Here is a 15,912-nt window from a genome sequence, read left to right as displayed (position 1 = left end):
GACCCCCTTGGTGCGCACAGCTCGAGCACGGCTGGAGGGATGCCTCTCCCGGATATTTCGACCGTAAACGACCTGCGCAGCGCGCTCAGCCGCTACGGTTTTCCGGGGGACAGGGAACGGTTCGAGGAGGAGTTGGCGGCGGCCATAGGGGCTTCACCGACCAACGACCTCGAGGGCGCCGCAGCGGTGGTGCGGGCGTACCGGCACCGCATCCTGATCAGGAACTCGCCCGACATCATGGCAGCCCTGGAAGACGCGCGTCCCAGGGGCGGCCGGGGTGAGTGAAGCCCCCGGCTGGCGCACACCCTCCGTGGAGTGCACGTACACCGCACCCCTCGCCCGCGACTCGGCCGAGGCGATCACGGTCGTCTACACGCACAATCCAGGCATTGGCCGTGACGGTCGTCCAGTACTTCCGTGATCCACAGGTGGTGGACCGAGCCCGCTTCTGGATGATCAAGGTGTGGACGTGGAAGACCCCCCGGCGTCATGTTTGGCATGTCGGCCGAGGGTGTTCAGCCAGGTGGTTTGTGCGGTCTTCCACTCCCCTGTGCAGCCGCGCGCCCGGTCTGGGGGGAGTGCGTGCGTGTCGACCAGATTCTGGTGACGTGCCGGGGCGGCTCCGTAGACGTAGCAGAGGTGGTTGACGGCGCGTTGGTGGTCCGTGGAGTGTTCGTCCGCCTGGCCGTCGTCCACGTTTTCGTAGGTGATCGCGGACAGTCGCCAGGTCTCGGCGGCGGCGAGCAGTCTGTCCTCTCCCCGCACGCCCTGGCGGAGCAGCATGAGGGCGGCGAACTGGTCGGCGAAGTCCTCTTCCCGGCCGCTTCCCTTGAGGTCGAGGGCGTCGAGGACGGCATGTGCGCTCTCGTGGAACAGGGTTTCCAGCATGACGGCGGACAGGGTGTCCTCGGAGAGCGGTTGTCCGGCGTCCTGATACAGGTCCCGTGTTTCGGAGATCTCGTCGTAACAGACCTCCACGCGGCGGGTGTCGGGGTCGTAGACGGATCCCTCACCGTTGCAGGACCGCACGACCATCGCGACCGGTGGACTCACTTCGACGAGAGCGGTGACGCTCCGCGCGGCTTCCTCCGGCAGCTTCCGTTTCCGGAGGAACTCGGCGTCGGCCGCGTCCGAGGTCGACGGCTGGTCATAGCGGATGCTGAAGCTCGCCCCACCGGTGCTCGGGCGCTCGGCCGGCGTGGTCGTCTGGCATGCGGTGGTGAAGGCGAGGAGCAGGGGCAGTAGCGCGGCCTGCAGAGCGGTGCGGCCTCGGCCTCGACGCTTCCCGAGGGCCTTCATGTTCACGTTCTCGTTCTTGCGTGTCGACTTCGGCATCATGCCCATCTTCGCCGAGTATGTCGTGAACGCGTCGGGAACCGGCCTCCGTCAACCCTGCCCGTTACCCCTGCCCGCCCAGGAACACGGGGTTCGTGAACGCCGCCAACGCGCCGGGCAGGGGAACCGCCGTCGCCTCGTGTCGGACCTCCGCCCGTACGTACGCCGCATACGCAGCCGTCGTACGCCACTGCGCCACACCCGCGCCCGACTCCGGCAGCGCGGCGCTCGTGAACAGCACGCCCTGGTCCGTTACGAAGCGGACCGTGCAGCCCGGGGCGCCGGTGATCTCCAGGCGGACGGTCACCGTGGTGTCGGCGTCGACGTTCAGGCGTTCGCCGATGCCCGCGTGTGCGCCCTTGCCGCCCGTCGCCGTGAAGGAGAGGGAGATCCTGCTCGACTCGGCCACGTACGACCGTCCCGCCCGGATGCCTTCCTGGATCGCCTCCCGGGTCAGGTCGTCGGCCAGGACCACCGTCTGGGGGAGTCCCACCGCGTCCGGATCCCGGTGCGCGTCGCTGTTGCCCATGGCCGGAAGCCAGGCGCCGGCACCGGTGCCGGCCCCGCCCCGCACCCCCGCCACCAGCATCGCGTCCCACTCCGCCAGCGCCACCTCGTCGTCCGGCGTGTAGGGGCCGTTCCACACCTCGACCGCGTCCGCCTCACCGAATCCGAACTTCCAGCCGCACCCGATGCACGTCGCGTGCGGATGGGCCGGCACGACCAGGCCGCCCGCCTGTCGGATCCGGCGGGCGAAGCGGCCGAAGCGGTTGTCGCGGGCCCGGTAGCGCCAGTCCACGAACGTGCCGGGGTCCGTGCCCAGCGCCAGTACGTGGCCGTTTCTCGTCGTGATCTCCTCGCCCAGCATCACCAGCAGGTCGTCGCCCGCCACGTCCGCCCAAGCACCGTGCCCCGCATGCGTGTTGTGCTCCGACGTGTTGATGTAGTCCAGGCCCGCCGCCCGCGCCAGCGCGCCGATCTCGGCGGGAGTGCGGCGTCCGTCGGAGTACCAGGAGTGGAGGTGGCAGTCGCCCCGGTACCAGGCGCGGCCCCGCCCCTTCGCCCGGGAGGAGGGGTACGACGGCGCTGCGGCCGCCCCCGGCTCGCCGTATGTCAGCGTCACCGTGATCTCGTACGGCAGGCCCTCCGGCGCCACCGTGTAGGGGCCGAGGGCGAGGTGCCAGGTGCCCTTGCGGACCGGGCCGGCGACATACCCGGGCGTCGCCTCGTCCGACCGGATGAAGAACTCGCTGCGGGCGCCCCCGGACCAGCCCCGGAAGCCCTTCCCGCCCAGCTCGGTGCCGCGTTCGTCGAAGACGCCGATGTCGAGCGCGTTGCCGGGTGTGCCGGCCGGGACGGAGGGCCGGCCGTAGGCGTACGCGACCCTGAACTCCCGTACGCCTGACGGGACTTCCACCGGAACGTAGACGAAATCCGGCGATCCGGTGGGCAGGGTTCCCCGCAGGGTGTGGGACTCCTGAGCCCCCTGAGCCCTCTGCTTCTGGCCGGCCGCCGCTGCGAAGCTCACGCCTCCCAACGTAAGCGCGGTCGCGGCGCCCGTCACGAAGAGGGCTCGGCGTGCGATGGGGTGGGCGTCCTCACACATGCGCCCCAGTCTCTCCGGTCCGGGTGAACTCCCGTGGACGGCAAGGGAATCGCCGTCCGTCGGGATGTCATGTACACCAGTAGGGTCGCCGCGCCCTCGGGTGATGCCGACCAGTCGGTATGGACACCCGCTCCGTCTCCCGGTACAGATGAGGACGTCACCCGCAGACACACCCGTAAACAGACCCCAGACACACCCCAGACGCACCCGCAGACACACCCCCAGACGCACCCGCAGAGCACCCCCCAGCCAACACCGCCCAGCAGTCCAGATGTCGCCGTACGCAGCGAAAGGCCCGCCCATGCGCATCGCCGTCACGATCTTCCTCACCGACGAGACGATCACCCCCACCCGCCTCGCCCGTGAGCTGGAGCAGCGCGGCTTCGCCGGGCTCTACCTGCCCGAGCACACGCACATCCCGGTCGAGCGGACCACCCCCTACCCCGCCGGCGGCGACCTGCCCCGTGAGTACGGCCGCACCCTCGACCCCTTCGTCGCCCTCGGCCAGGCGGCGGCGGTGACGGAGACGCTCGGTCTCGGCACCGGCATCACCCTCGTCGCCCAGCACGACCCGATCGACCTCGCCAAGCAGATCGCGACCGTCGATCACCTCTCCGGCGGCCGGCTCACCCTCGGCCTCGGTTACGGCTGGAACGTGGAGGAGGCCGCCGACCACGGCGTCGAGTGGCGCACCCGCCGCGAGCTGGTCCGGGACCGGATGCGGCTGATGCAGGCCCTGTGGGCGGAGGAGCCGACGGCGTACGAGGGCGAGTACGGCAGCGTGCGCGCCAGCACGGCGTACCCCAAGCCGGTGCAGAAGCCGCGCGGACCGGTCACCGGCCCCCGCACCCTCCTCGGCGGGGCCGCGGGCCCGAAGCTGTTCTCGCACATCTGCGAGTACGCCGACGGCTGGCTGCCGATCGGCGGCCGCGGTCTCTCCGAGTCGCTGCCCGCCCTGCGCACGGCCTGGGCGGACGCCGGCCGCGACCCGTCCGCCCTCCAGGTCGTGCCGTACGCCGTCCAGCCGTCCCCCGGCAAGCTCGCGTACTACGCGGAGCTGGGCATCGAGGAGGTCGTGGTGCAGCTGCCGCCGGCCGGTGAGGCGGAGGTGCTGGGCCTGCTCGACGGGTTCGCGCCCTACCTCTAGGACCTCCGCCTACCTCTAGGACCTCCGCCTGCCCATATGACCGCCGCCTGCCTCTAGGACGTCCGCGGTCCGAAGTCGGGCGGGGTCAGACCGTCCCCGGCGGGTTCGTCGTCGCCCTGCCGCCAGGCGGGGTCGACGGCGCAGGGGGTGGAGGCGCCGCCGGTGAAGTAGCCGCGGTCCTCGAACCACTGGAACGACATCCGCTCGTCCCCGTCCGAGCGCGAGGCGTACAGGTCCCAGTAGTCGCCGGACACGTCCTCCCGGTACGAGGTGATGTCCCAGCCGGTGTCCTCGAGGTGGTCGCGCAGTCGGCGCAGGCCGGCGCTCGCCTGCTCGGCGGGGACGTGGTCGAGGGCCCAGCTGTGGTACATGCGGTACGCGCCGTCGACCGTCTCGTCCGTCAGGCCGCCCCGGTAGCAGGAGTTTGAGCCGAGCGTGTTCTCCGGCGAGACGCCCACCTTCTCGACGCCCGGCTTGATGGTGCGCGTGAACCCCAGGACGTCGTACGCCTCCTGGGAGCGCTCGACCGCGCGGCTCGCCATCTCCTCGGGCGCGACGCGCGGGAAGTCCGACGGGTCCTTCGTCACCACGGCGATCCAGACGACCACGACGAGCGCGAGGAGCAGCGGCACGGCGAGCAGTGCCGCGCAGCCGATCCCGACGGCCTGCGCGGCGGTGGTGCGCTTCGGGACAGCGGCGGGGGTCGTGGGCGTGGCGTCTGCGGCGTCTGCGGCGGTGTCGGCGGGGGCGGTCTCCTCGGGCATGACGGGACCGTAGATCGGCCGGGGTGCGCGGGGCATCGGTGCGGCTGCACACGGGGGGTGGGTACACGTACTCAGGCCTCAGGCCCACGTGTTCCCTTCTGGCCGCCGGGTCCCGGACCCGGCTGCCGGAAAGCGTGTCGGGCCACTCCCGGCGGACAGTCGGCGTCCGGGTCGGAACGTCCCCGTTCCGCCCCGGACCGCGGACGAACATTTGGAAATCGTGATCGTATGCTCAAAGGATGACGACTTCCGCGACCTCCGGAACCGGCCCCGGCCCGACCCCCGGCCCCACCGAGAACTCCATGCGTCGCGCTCTCAAACGGGCTCGTGACGGCGTCGCCCTCGATGTCGGCGAGGCGGCCGTACTGCTCCAGGCGCGCGGTGAGGCGCTGAGCGACCTCGCCGCGTCGGCCGCCCGGGTGCGGGACGCCGGGCTGGCGGAGGCCGGCCGGCCCGGCGTCATCACGTACTCGAAGAGCGTCTTCATCCCCCTCACCCGGCTGTGCCGGGACAAGTGCCACTACTGCACCTTCGTGACCGTCCCCGGCAAGCTGCGTCGGGCCGGACACGGGATGTTCATGTCCCCCGACGAGGTGCTCGACATCGCGCGTCGCGGCGCCGCCCTCGGCTGCAAGGAAGCCCTCATCACCCTCGGCGACAAGCCGGAGGAGCGCTGGCCGGAGGCCAGGGAGTGGCTCGACGCACACGGCTACGACGACACCATCGCCTACGTCCGCGCCGTCTCCATCCGCATCCTGGAGGAGACGGGACTGCTCCCGCACCTCAACCCGGGCGTCATGTCCTGGACCGACTTCCAGCGGCTGAAGCCCGTCGCCCCCAGCATGGGCATGATGCTGGAGACGACGGCCACCCGCCTCTGGTCGGAGCCCGGCGGACCGCACCACGGCTCCCCGGACAAGGAGCCCGCCGTCCGCCTGCGCGTCCTGGAGGACGCCGGCCGTTCCTCCGTCCCCTTCACCTCCGGGATCCTGATCGGCATCGGCGAGACGTACGAGGAGCGCGCGGAGTCCCTGTTCGCGCTCCGGAAGATCTCCCGCGCCTACCACTCCGTCCAGGAGCTGATCATCCAGAACTTCCGCGCCAAGCCGGACACCGCGATGCGCGGCATGCCGGACGCGGAACTCGACGAGCTCGTCGCGACGGTGGCTGTGGCCCGTCTCCTGCTGGGGCCGGGCGCCTGCCTCCAGGCCCCGCCCAACCTGGTCGACAGCGAGTACGACCGGCTCATCGGCGCGGGCATCGACGACTGGGGCGGGGTCTCCCCGCTGACCATCGACCACGTCAACCCCGAGCGCCCCTGGCCGCAGATCGACGAACTCGCCGAGAAGTCCGCGGCGGCCGGTTTCGAACTGCGGGAACGTCTCTGCGTGTACCCGGAGTTCGTGCGGCGCGGCGAGCCCTGGCTGGACCCGCGGCTGCTCCCGCACGTCCGCGCGCTGGCCGACCCGGAGACCGGCCTCGCCGTGCCGGACGCCGTCGTCGAGGGCCGCCCGTGGCAGGAGCCGGAGGAGGTGTTCGTGCCGTCCGGGCGTACGGACCTGCACCGCACCATCGACACCGAGGGCCGCACCGCCGACCGCCGCGACGACTTCGACGAGGTGTACGGCGACTGGGCCGCCCTGCGCGAGGCCGCCGCCCCCGGCATGGTCCCGGAGCGCATCGACACCGACGTACGGGCTGCCCTCGCGACCGCCGCCGACGACCCCACGAAGCTCACCGACGCCGAGGCCCTGGCCCTGCTGCACGCGGACGGCCCGGCGCTGGACGCCCTGACGCGCATCGCGGACGACGTCCGCCGCGCGGCCGTCGGCGACGACGTCACGTACATCGTCACGCGGAACATCAACTTCACCAACGTCTGCTACACGGGCTGCCGGTTCTGCGCCTTCGCCCAGCGCCGCACCGACGCCGACGCGTACACCCTCTCCCTCGACCAGGTCGCCGACCGTGCCCAACAGGCCTGGGAGCTGGGCGCGGTGGAGGTCTGCATGCAGGGCGGCATCCACCCGGACCTGCCCGGCACCGCGTACTTCGACATCGCCCGGGCAGTGAAGTCCCGGGTGCCCGGCATGCATGTGCACGCGTTCTCGCCGATGGAGGTCGTCAACGGCGCGACCCGCACCGGCATGTCGATCCGCGAGTGGCTGACGGCGGCGAAGGAGGCGGGTCTCGACTCCATTCCGGGCACGGCGGCCGAGATCCTCGACGACGAGGTGCGCTGGGTCCTCACCAAGGGCAAGCTGCCGACGGCCACCTGGATCGAGGTCGTCACGACGGCGCACGAGGTCGGAATCCGGTCGTCCTCGACGATGATGTACGGCCACGTCGACCAGCCCCGGCACTGGCTCGGCCACCTGCGCACCCTGGCCCGCCTCCAGCAACAGACCGGCGGTTTCACGGAGTTCGTCACGCTCCCCTTCATCCACACCAATGCGCCGGTGTACCTGGCCGGCATCTCCCGGCCCGGCCCGACCATGCGCGACAACCGGGCGGTGACGGCGATGGCCCGCCTCCTCCTCCACCCGTACATCCCCAACATCCAGACCAGCTGGGTCAAACTGGGCACGGAGGGGGCGGCGGAGATGCTCCGCTCGGGGGCGAACGACCTGGGCGGCACCCTGATGGAGGAGACGATCTCCCGGATGGCGGGCTCGTCGTACGGCTCCTACAAGTCCGTGAAGGACCTGATCGCGGTGGCCGACGCGGCGGGTCGCCCGGCCCGACCGCGCACGACGCTGTACGGCGAGGTGCCTCAGGAACGTCAGCGCGCCGCGGCGGCCTCGGACGGCCACCTGCCGGAACTGCTGCCGGTGCTCGACTGATACCCCGCCGGGGACTTGGAACAGGACAGCCCTACAGGATCCCCACAGTACGATGATCGGACCCCTCCTGGCCGAGGGGTCCCGTAGCTGAGGAGATGCGTGCCCGTGCCTGCCCGACGGCTTCCCTCCTGGGCCTGGGTCACCGGCCTGACGGTCGGTGCGATCGCCGCGGTCGTCGTGCTGACGGCGCAGGCCGAGAACGGCCCGCACCCGACGGCGTCGGCGAGCCGCCCGAACGCCTCGGCGTCCGCGGGCGCCCGCCCCTCGGCCTCGCCGAAACCGTCGGCCACCCCGAAGGCGGCCGCGGTGCCCGCCGCTTCGGGCGCCGGGCGCCGGATCGTGTACTCCCTGGGGCAGCACCGGGTCTGGCTCGTCGACGCCGACGACACGGCCCGCCGTACGTTCACGGTCTGGCCCGGCACGGTGGACCCGGGCGTCGGCAGCTACACGGTGTCGCTGCGCAGGGACGCCGTCACGGGCTCCGACGGCGTGGCGATCGAGCACGTCGTCTACTTCTCCGCCACGTCGGGCGTCAACGTCGCCTTCTCCAACGCCGTCGACGGCTCCTCCCCGCCCCCGGCCGCCGCCGGCACGAAGACCGGCGGCATCCGGATGCCCAAGGCGGACGGAACGGCCCTGTGGGCGTTCGGCGAGACGGGGACGAAGGTCAGGGTCGTCGAGTAGGTCGAGTAGGTCGAGTACGTCGAGTACGTCGAGTAAAAGGGCCTTGGGGCCCGGAGGCTCACGCGCGGGCGTCGTCCCGTGCGACGGGCAGGTGGTCGACGACGAGGACGACGCCGCTGAACAGGAACGCCCGGGTCGCGGCGTCCAGCCCGTTCCAGGTCTTCGACTGCCACATCGCGAACCACTCCCCGCCGATGGCGATGAACCCGGCGCCGAACAGCAGCATGACCATGAGCAGCCCGTACGTGGACAGCGCGCGGGCGCGTATGAGGTCCTGGCGCGCCCAGAACCACGTCCCGGCGGCCAGCACCAGCCCGGCGACGGTCTCCCACGCGATGATCGCGACGTAGGCGGTGTCCTGCAGCCCCTTGCTCGTCACCGCCCGCCACATCAGGTCGTCGTCCTTGAACGTCGTGTCCATCGCCAGCACATGCTGCACGAACTGCTGGTTGGTGCCGAAGTCGGTGATGTTCCCGAAGGCGACGAGCAGCATGTAGAGCGCGACCGTTCCGGTGAGCAACGTCGCGGCGAGGGGCAACGCACGCGTGGCGTGCGTGATACGTGAGGTGGGGGTGGTCATGCCGGTGTCCTTACCCCACGAGGTCTCCATCACCCCTCCACCGGACAGCCCGTGCACGGCGCGGCGGCGGAGCGCTGTTCGATTACAGTGACGGACGTCGTACGTACGGACGGTGCCCGGGAGGACTTGGTGGGTGCGACTGCCGGGCCCGTCTGGGGCCGTGCCGAACAGCAGGACTTCCGCGGCCGGGTGCGCGGCACGCTGCTGGGCGCTGCGCTCGGGGACGCGCTCGGGGCGCCCGTCGACGGGCTGGGGATCGAGGAGATCCGGCAGGCGCACGGCCCCGAGGGCGTCGTGGACCTGGCCCCCGCCCACGGGCGGCGCGGAGCGGTCACGCATCTGACCCAGCTGACCCTGTTCACCGTGGACGGTCTGATCCGCGCCCAGGTCCGGCGCGACACCGGCGCCTGGCATCCGCCGACCGATCTGCACCGGGCGTATCTGCGCTGGGCCGCCACCCAGCGGGACTGGGGGCCCGACCTGCGGCGCAAGGACGACGGCTGGCTCGCGCGCGAGGAGTGGCTGTACGCCCGGCGGGAGCCGACCCGGACGCTGCTGCTCGGGCTCGGTGACGAGGTGATGGGGACGCTCGACTCGCCCAAGAGCCCCGGCGCGGCCGGACCCGAGGTCGTCCCCCGGTCGGTGCCGTTCGGGCTGCTGGTCGGCTGGGAGCCGCAGCTCGTCGCGCAGCTCGCCGTCGAGTGCGCGGCCCAGACCCACGGCCATCCGACGGCGTACCTGTCGGCGGGCGCGTACGCCGTCACCGTGCATGCGCTGGCCCGGGGCGAGAGTCTCGACGGCGCGGTGCAGCGGGCGCTCGCCCTGCTGGCCGCGCGGCCGGGCCACGAGCCGGTGTCGGAGGCGTTGCAGCGCGCGCTGGGCGCCGTACGGCAGGGGTTGCCGGGGCCGGGGAGAGTGGAGGAGCTCGCGGGACAGGGGACCGCGGAGGCGGTGCTGTCGGGCGCCGTGTACTGCGCGCTCGTCGCGGAGGACGTCCGGCACGGGCTGCGGCTCGCCGTGAACCACGGCGCCCCCTCCGCGCCGACCGCCGCCGTCGCAGGCGGTCTCCTGGGCGCCCTGCACGGCGAGACGGCCCTCCCGCCGGCCTGGCTGGCCGAGCTGGAGGGCCGTCCCACGATCCTGGAACTCGCCGACGACTTCGCCATGGAGATGACCCAGGGCCCGGCCCTCCACAACCCCGCCGGGGCGTCGCCGGGCTGGCTGGCCCGGTATCCCAGGGGGAGTTAGGACCTGTCCTGGCCGGAAGCGGTCGGGAGCCGTCGGGAGCGGTCAGGAGCCGTCGGGAGTCAGTCCTTCGCGGGCACCGCGTCCCGGGGGCCCGGGACGACGGCTGCCGCGCCCGCGGAGTCGCCGTCGCCGTCGCCGTCCCCGTTGATCCGGTCGATGATCGCGAGCCGTTCCGGGGTGTCCTCGGGCTTGAGGAAACCGACGAGGATGTACAGGACCAGCGACACGGCCAGCGGGATCGACACCTGGTACTGGAGCGGGACTCCGCCGTCGACGTTCCAGTTGATCGGGTAGTTGACCAGCCAGAAGGCCAGCAGACCCATCGACCAGCTGGTCAGCGCGGCCGTCGGACCGGAGCGGCGGAAGGGGCGCAGCAGGCCCAGCATCATGGGGATCGCCATCGGGCCCATCAGTCCGGCCACCCACTTGATGACGACCGTGATGATGTCCTTGAAGGCGGGCGAGTTGACCTGCGTGGCCGCCGCCATGGACAGCCCGAGGAAGACGACGGTCGTCACACGCGCCGCGATCAGCCCCGACCGCTGGTTCCACTCACGTGCCCTGGCCGAGATCACGGGCGCGCAGTCCCGGGTGAAGACGGCGGCGATGGCGTTGGCGTCGGACGAGCACATGGCCATGGTGTGGGAGAAGAAGCCGACGATGACCAGGCCCAACAGGCCGTGCGGAAGCAGCTGTTCGGTCATCAGGCCGTAGGAGTCGGAGCCGTCCGGCTTCTTCGACGTCACCAGCAGCGGCGACATCCACATGGGGAAGAACAGCACCACCGGCCACACCAGCCACAGCACCGCCGACAGCCGCGCGGAGCGCTCGGCCTCCTTCGGGGTGGCCGTGGCCATGTACCGCTGGGCCTGGTTGAGCATGCCGCCGTTGTACTCGAAGAGCTTGATGAAGAGGAACGCGAGCAGGAACACCGTGCCGTACTGGCCGACCAGGGGCTTGTCGTGACCCTGGAGCGCGGGCTGGTCCCAGGCGTCGAGGAAGCCGATGCCCTTGTCGTTCAGCTTCAGCACGACGGCGACGAACATCGCGATGCCGGCCAGCAACTGGATGACGAACTGGCCGAGTTCGGTCAGCGCGTCCGCCCACAGCCCGCCGATCGTGCAGTAGACGGCGGTGATCGCGCCGGTGATGAGGATCCCCTGGTTGAGGGAGATCCCGGTGAAGACGGACAACAGGGTCGCGATGGCGGCCCACTTCGCGCCGACGTCCACGATCTTCAGCAGCATCCCGGACCAGGCGAGCGCCTGCTGCGTCTTGAGGTCGTAGCGGTTCTTCAGGTACTCCAGCGGGGAGGCCACATGGAGTCGCGAGCGGAGCCGGTTGATGCGGGGCGCGAAGAGCTTCGAACCGATGGCGATGCCGAGGGCGATGGGGAAGGACCAGGTGACGAAGGAGGTGACGCCGTAGGTGTAGGCGATGCCCGCGTAGCCGGTGAACATCACCGCGCTGTAGCCCGACATGTGGTGCGAGATGCCGGACAGCCACCAGGGCATCTTGCCGCCGGCAGTGAAGAAGTCGCTGACGTCGTCGACGCGTTTGTGCGACCAGACGCCGATGGCCACCATCACGCCGAAGTAGCCGATGAGCACGGCCCAGTCGAGACCGTTCATGTGCGCCCTCCCAGGAGTCAGACCGTGTTCAGCCCGGCGCTCATCGTGTGCGCTGCTGCGTGAACACGACAAGTAACCGTAAGGTCAAAGGGAGGTAAAGGTATTCGACATAGTGGCCTGCGTTCACCTACATGAACTCACCGCATCAGCTCCCCGGCGTTGACCAGCAACGACTGTCCCGTGATCGCCCGCGCCCGATCCGACGCCAGGAACACCGCCGCGTCGGCCACATCCCCGTCCGTGGCCAGCTCGGGCAGCGCCATCCGTCCGGTGAGCCGCCCCAGCACCTCCTCCTCCGCCACTCCCTCCGTCACCGCGGTGAACTGCACGTACGCCTGCACCGGCGGCCCCCACATCCATCCCGGCAGCACGGTGTTGACCCGGATCCGGTGCGGCCCCAGCTCCCGCGCCAGCGAGTACATGGCGCTGGTCAGCGCCCCCTTGGAGGCCGCGTACGCCGCCTGCCGCACCTGTGAGGGCGCCGCGACCGCGGACTGCGTCCCGATGAACACCACCGCCCCGCCCCTCGCCTTCAGCGCGGGCAGACACGCCCGCGTCATCCTCAGGCTGCCCAGCAGATTCACGTCCAGCACCGACTGCCAGGTCGCGAAGTCGGCGTCCTCGACCCCGCCGAAATAGGAGTCCCAGGCCGCCACCTGCACCACCGCGTCGATCCCCCCGAACCGCTCCCGCGCCAGCCCCGCCAGCGCCTCGCAACTCCCCTCGTCGGTGATGTCGGTGACCCGGTACGCCGTCCGCGCCCCCTCCGGGTCGAGCTCGGCCGCGCTCTTGGCGAGGTTCGCCTCGGTCCGCGCCCCCAGCACGACGTTCCCGCCGTCCCGTACGACCGCGGCGGCGACCTGGTGCCCGAGCCCGGCGCCGACTCCCGAGACGACGACGGTCTTGCCGCTGAGCAGTGACATCGGAACCTCCCTGACCCTGGCGCATCATCTGACGGAGCGTCAGAGTATGGGCCACCGCAGAAGGACGGAAGGGGAACAACGTGAGCGAGGAGACCCGCAGCGAGACCTACGCCGAACTGGCCGCCGTGGGACCGTACGGAGTCCGGCCCGGCCATGCGCTCATCACCATGGTCGAACCGCACCCCGGCCACGAGTACGCCTACAACCGCTGGTACGAGGACGACCACTACTACGCCGGCGCGATGGCGATGCCCTGGATGTACTCGGGCCGGCGATGGGTGGCGACCCGCGACCTCCAGCTGCTGCGCCACCCGGAGAAGTCGGCGATCGCCCAGCCCGTCACCGCCGGCTGCTACCTCTCCACCTACTGGATCACCGACGGCCGCTACGACGACCACATGAAGTGGACGGTCGCCATCAACAAGCGCCTCAACCGGGACGCCCGCGTCTACCAGGACCGCACCCACGTCTTCACCGCGTTCCAGGACCACGAGAGCACCGTCTACCGCGACGGCGCCGCCGGTCCCCGCGACTTCCACGCCCTCGACCACCCGTACGCGGGCCTGGTCCTGGAAGTCATCGACACCGACTCGGCCGAGCAGCGCGCCGAACTCCTCCAGTGGCTGCGCGCCCGCCACCTCCCCGAGCGGGCGGCGGCCTCCCCGACGGCCATGGTCACCGTCTTCCGCCCCACCCCCCTCCCCGGCGACCGCATGACCTACGTCAAACAGGTCGAGGGCGTCGACACCCGCCTGACCCTGCTCTGGTTCCTGGAGAGCGACCCCAGGGACTGCTGGCAACAGCACTTCGCCGACCTGGGGGAAGCGGTCGGGGAGTCGGGGCTGGGGCGGGTGGAACTGGCCGCGCCCTTCATACCGACGGTGCCGGGCACGGACAGATACGTGGCCGACCTGCGCTGACCACGCACAGGTCGCCAACTCCAGCCCGTCCGCCGCTTGAGGACGAGGCCCGGATCAGCGCAGGGTCACTTCAACGCGTCGGGGCAGGGCGTACCCCGGCGCAGCTGGTAGGGCGCGGCAAGTCGATACACACCGGCACGCGGAGCGACGAGCATCGTCCACTTGTCGCCCTCCGCGTCCTCCTCCGTCTCGAACAGGCATCCGTTGACGTTGTCGTACGTCTTCGGCTCCCCGTCGGACCGGTCCTTGGACTCCTGCGTCTCCTGCGGGGGCTTCAGGCTCTTGCCCTGCGCGTCGACGATGCTCAGCCACGGCGAGTACGGGATCCGGATCAGGATCCGCCCGGCCTTCTTCACGTCGATCGTCATCTCGCCCTGCTCGGCGCGCTGCACGACCGCGTTCGGCTCGGCGAGCGACGCCGGGTCGGTGACCTTGAACAGCTGCCAGTTGGCGTCGCCCCAGATCTGCTCCAGATACGGCAGCCCCCGCTGCACCAGCTGCCGCTCCCGCTCGCCCCCGTCGCCGTCCAGCGCCTCCTTGGGGACGACGACGAAGTGCACGGCCCACCGCTGTAGCCACTCGTGGTAGTTCGCGGAGTTCAGGGTGTCGTCGTAGAAGAGCGGGTTGCGCTCCATGTCGGCCTGCCGGTTCCAGCCCCGGGCGAGGTTGACGTACGGCGCGAGCGCGGACGCCTCGCGGTGCGAGCGGGCCGGGACGACCTCCACCCGCCCCTTCTCCGCACCGACCTCCTGCAACTCGTTGACCAGCGGCGCCAGCTCACGCGCCCAGGAGGCCGCCGGGGTCGTCCGCACGACGTCGTCCACCGACTTGAAGCCGATCCAGCCCACGAACAGCAGCGACGACAGCACGATCACGTACCACTTGCGGCTGCGCGGCACGGCGAACGGCAGCGCCGCGAGAAGCACCACACCCGAGACCAGCATCGGCAGCCGCGTGATGTTGGAGCCGATCTGCGAACTGATCAGCCACACCCCGAGCACCCCGAGCCCGTACACCGCCGCGGTGATCCGCACGGTCTTCCAGTCGCGCGGGACGACGGCGAAGACGATCGCCGAGAACAGCAGCGGCAGCGACGCCGAGCCGAAGGACATCGGCTGGGTGCCGGAGAACGGGAACAGCAACGCGGAGACGGCGACGACGGCCGTCGGGGCCAGCCCGAGGGCCCATGCGCCCGGCCGCCGCTTCTGCAGGAACAGCGCGACGGCGACTATGCCCACGAACAGACCCGCCACCGGCGAGCCCATCGTGGCGAGCGCGGCCAGCGGCGCGGCGCACAGCGCCTTCGCCCACCGCTTGTAGCGCCAGCGGTACGGCCAGCAGAACACGACGGCGACCGCGGCCAGCGCGAACATGTTGCCGAGCCCGAACGTCACCCGCCCGGAAGCGGCGTTGCACAGCAGGGCGAAGACACCGGCCAGCGCCGGCCACACCGGGTTGTTCACCATGGGGGTCCCCCCGCTCGAGCGAAGCCGAGAGTGGGGGAGGCAGCGCAGCAGGATGAGAGTGAGAAGGCCCGCCGAGATCGTCCCGGCGATCATCATCGTCGTCCGGACGCCGAGCACGGACATCAGATACGGCGACACCATGCTGTACGACACCGGGTGCATGCCGCCGTACCAGGCGAGGTTGTACGCGGAGTCGGGGTGCCGGCCGACGAACTCGGCCCACGCGTCCTGCGCCGCGAGGTCGCCGCCGCTGTTCGCGAAGGTGAAGAACCAGACGAGGTGCAGGACGCCGGACAGCGCCGTCATGGACAGCACGAGGTGACGCAGCAGCCACGCGCGGAGCGGTTCGAGGACGGATCTCACGCGGGACGTCCGACGGGCGGCGTCCGGGGCGGGCCCCTGCTCGACCTCTACCACCGGTTCCGCCGCGGATTGCGCCGCCGGCTCCGGCTCCGGCTCCGTGGCTGGGGCTGGGGCTGGGGCTGGGGGTCGGGCTGGGGCCGGGTCACGGTCGTGGTCGCCCGACTGGGGTGCGGGCACCTTGGTCCGCGGGCCGGCGTCCGGGCCCGGACCGGTGTCGTCGGCTCGTGTCGGCTCCGCAGTGGCCACCTGAAGGCACTCCCCGTGTCCCGTCTTCTGCTTCCGGCCGCTTCCCGTTCGCGTCCGCTTCACGGCTGCGCCCTTGCGAGCGGCGACGTGTCCCGTTTCGCGACGCTAGCACGCACCCCGCCGGGCGGCTGCCCGACGGGGTGACGGAGCGTGCGT

The 15,912-nt window shown here is 71.1% G+C and carries 13 protein-coding genes; 6 read left to right on the top strand and 7 right to left on the bottom strand.

Going from position 1 to position 15,912, the window contains the following annotated elements; all coding sequences use genetic code 11:
* Positions 1–39: 39 nt before the first annotated feature.
* The gene (locus tag ACIBAF_RS11815) at positions 40–285 is read left to right on the top strand and encodes a hypothetical protein (RefSeq protein WP_399463024.1); all 246 of its coding nucleotides are present in this window, start codon (positions 40–42) and stop codon (positions 283–285) included.
* A 171-nt stretch (positions 286–456) separates the two neighbouring features.
* Here the strand turns inward: ACIBAF_RS11815 and ACIBAF_RS11810 are convergent, their stop codons facing one another.
* Entirely contained in the window at positions 457–1,344 is an 888-nt protein-coding gene (locus ACIBAF_RS11810) for a DUF4344 domain-containing metallopeptidase (RefSeq protein ID WP_399463023.1), read from the bottom strand.
* 55 nt (positions 1,345–1,399) lie between these two features.
* The gene (locus ACIBAF_RS11805) at positions 1,400–2,941 is read right to left on the bottom strand and encodes a CehA/McbA family metallohydrolase (RefSeq protein ID WP_399463022.1); all 1,542 of its coding nucleotides are present in this window, start codon (positions 2,939–2,941) and stop codon (positions 1,400–1,402) included.
* Between the two features lie 301 nt (positions 2,942–3,242).
* Here ACIBAF_RS11805 and ACIBAF_RS11800 point away from each other — a divergent pair, with 301 nt between their 5' ends.
* A complete protein-coding gene (locus ACIBAF_RS11800; protein WP_399463021.1) occupies positions 3,243–4,088 on the top strand; it encodes an LLM class F420-dependent oxidoreductase in 846 nt (281 codons plus the stop codon).
* A gap of 53 nt (positions 4,089–4,141) precedes the next feature.
* Here the strand turns inward: ACIBAF_RS11800 and ACIBAF_RS11795 are convergent, their stop codons facing one another.
* Positions 4,142–4,852: a hypothetical protein gene (locus tag ACIBAF_RS11795; protein ID WP_399463020.1), complete on the bottom strand. Its 711-nt coding sequence runs from the start codon at positions 4,850–4,852 to the stop codon at positions 4,142–4,144.
* A gap of 239 nt (positions 4,853–5,091) precedes the next feature.
* Here ACIBAF_RS11795 and ACIBAF_RS11790 point away from each other — a divergent pair, with 239 nt between their 5' ends.
* On the top strand, positions 5,092–7,695 hold the full coding sequence (locus tag ACIBAF_RS11790; protein ID WP_399463019.1) for a bifunctional FO biosynthesis protein CofGH: 2,604 nt from the start codon (positions 5,092–5,094) through the stop codon (positions 7,693–7,695).
* Between the two features lie 99 nt (positions 7,696–7,794).
* A complete protein-coding gene (locus ACIBAF_RS11785; protein ID WP_399463018.1) occupies positions 7,795–8,379 on the top strand; it encodes a hypothetical protein in 585 nt (194 codons plus the stop codon).
* A gap of 58 nt (positions 8,380–8,437) precedes the next feature.
* Here ACIBAF_RS11785 and ACIBAF_RS11780 read toward each other — a convergent pair whose 3' ends face one another.
* Entirely contained in the window at positions 8,438–8,959 is a 522-nt protein-coding gene (locus tag ACIBAF_RS11780) for a DUF2165 domain-containing protein (RefSeq protein WP_399463017.1), read from the bottom strand.
* A gap of 129 nt (positions 8,960–9,088) precedes the next feature.
* On the opposite strand from ACIBAF_RS11780, the gene ACIBAF_RS11775 reads away from it, so the two are divergent.
* Positions 9,089–10,207, top strand: coding sequence for an ADP-ribosylglycohydrolase family protein (locus ACIBAF_RS11775; protein WP_399463016.1), 1,119 nt, complete (start codon positions 9,089–9,091; stop codon positions 10,205–10,207).
* A gap of 59 nt (positions 10,208–10,266) precedes the next feature.
* Here ACIBAF_RS11775 and ACIBAF_RS11770 read toward each other — a convergent pair whose 3' ends face one another.
* Together ACIBAF_RS11770 and ACIBAF_RS11765 are read right to left on the bottom strand one after the other, a co-directional pair.
* A complete protein-coding gene (locus ACIBAF_RS11770) occupies positions 10,267–11,838 on the bottom strand; it encodes a sodium:solute symporter family protein (RefSeq protein WP_399463015.1) in 1,572 nt (523 codons plus the stop codon).
* A 137-nt stretch (positions 11,839–11,975) separates the two neighbouring features.
* Positions 11,976–12,761: an SDR family oxidoreductase gene (locus tag ACIBAF_RS11765; RefSeq protein WP_399463014.1), complete on the bottom strand. Its 786-nt coding sequence runs from the start codon at positions 12,759–12,761 to the stop codon at positions 11,976–11,978.
* Positions 12,762–12,841: 80 nt separating this feature from the next.
* Between ACIBAF_RS11765 and ACIBAF_RS11760 the strand changes: the two genes are divergently transcribed.
* On the top strand, positions 12,842–13,681 hold the full coding sequence (locus ACIBAF_RS11760) for a hypothetical protein (RefSeq protein ID WP_399463013.1): 840 nt from the start codon (positions 12,842–12,844) through the stop codon (positions 13,679–13,681).
* Between the two features lie 65 nt (positions 13,682–13,746).
* On the opposite strand, the gene ACIBAF_RS11755 is transcribed toward ACIBAF_RS11760, so the two are convergent.
* Entirely contained in the window at positions 13,747–15,756 is a 2,010-nt protein-coding gene (locus ACIBAF_RS11755) for an MFS transporter (protein WP_399463012.1), read from the bottom strand.
* Positions 15,757–15,912 lie beyond the last annotated feature (156 nt).

This window comes from Streptomyces sp. NPDC051677, assembly GCF_044453465.1.
GTDB lineage: Bacteria > Actinomycetota > Actinomycetes > Streptomycetales > Streptomycetaceae > Streptomyces.
The sequence above is the reverse complement of the archived record's forward strand: the minus strand, read 5'-3'. Positions and strand labels throughout refer to the sequence as shown.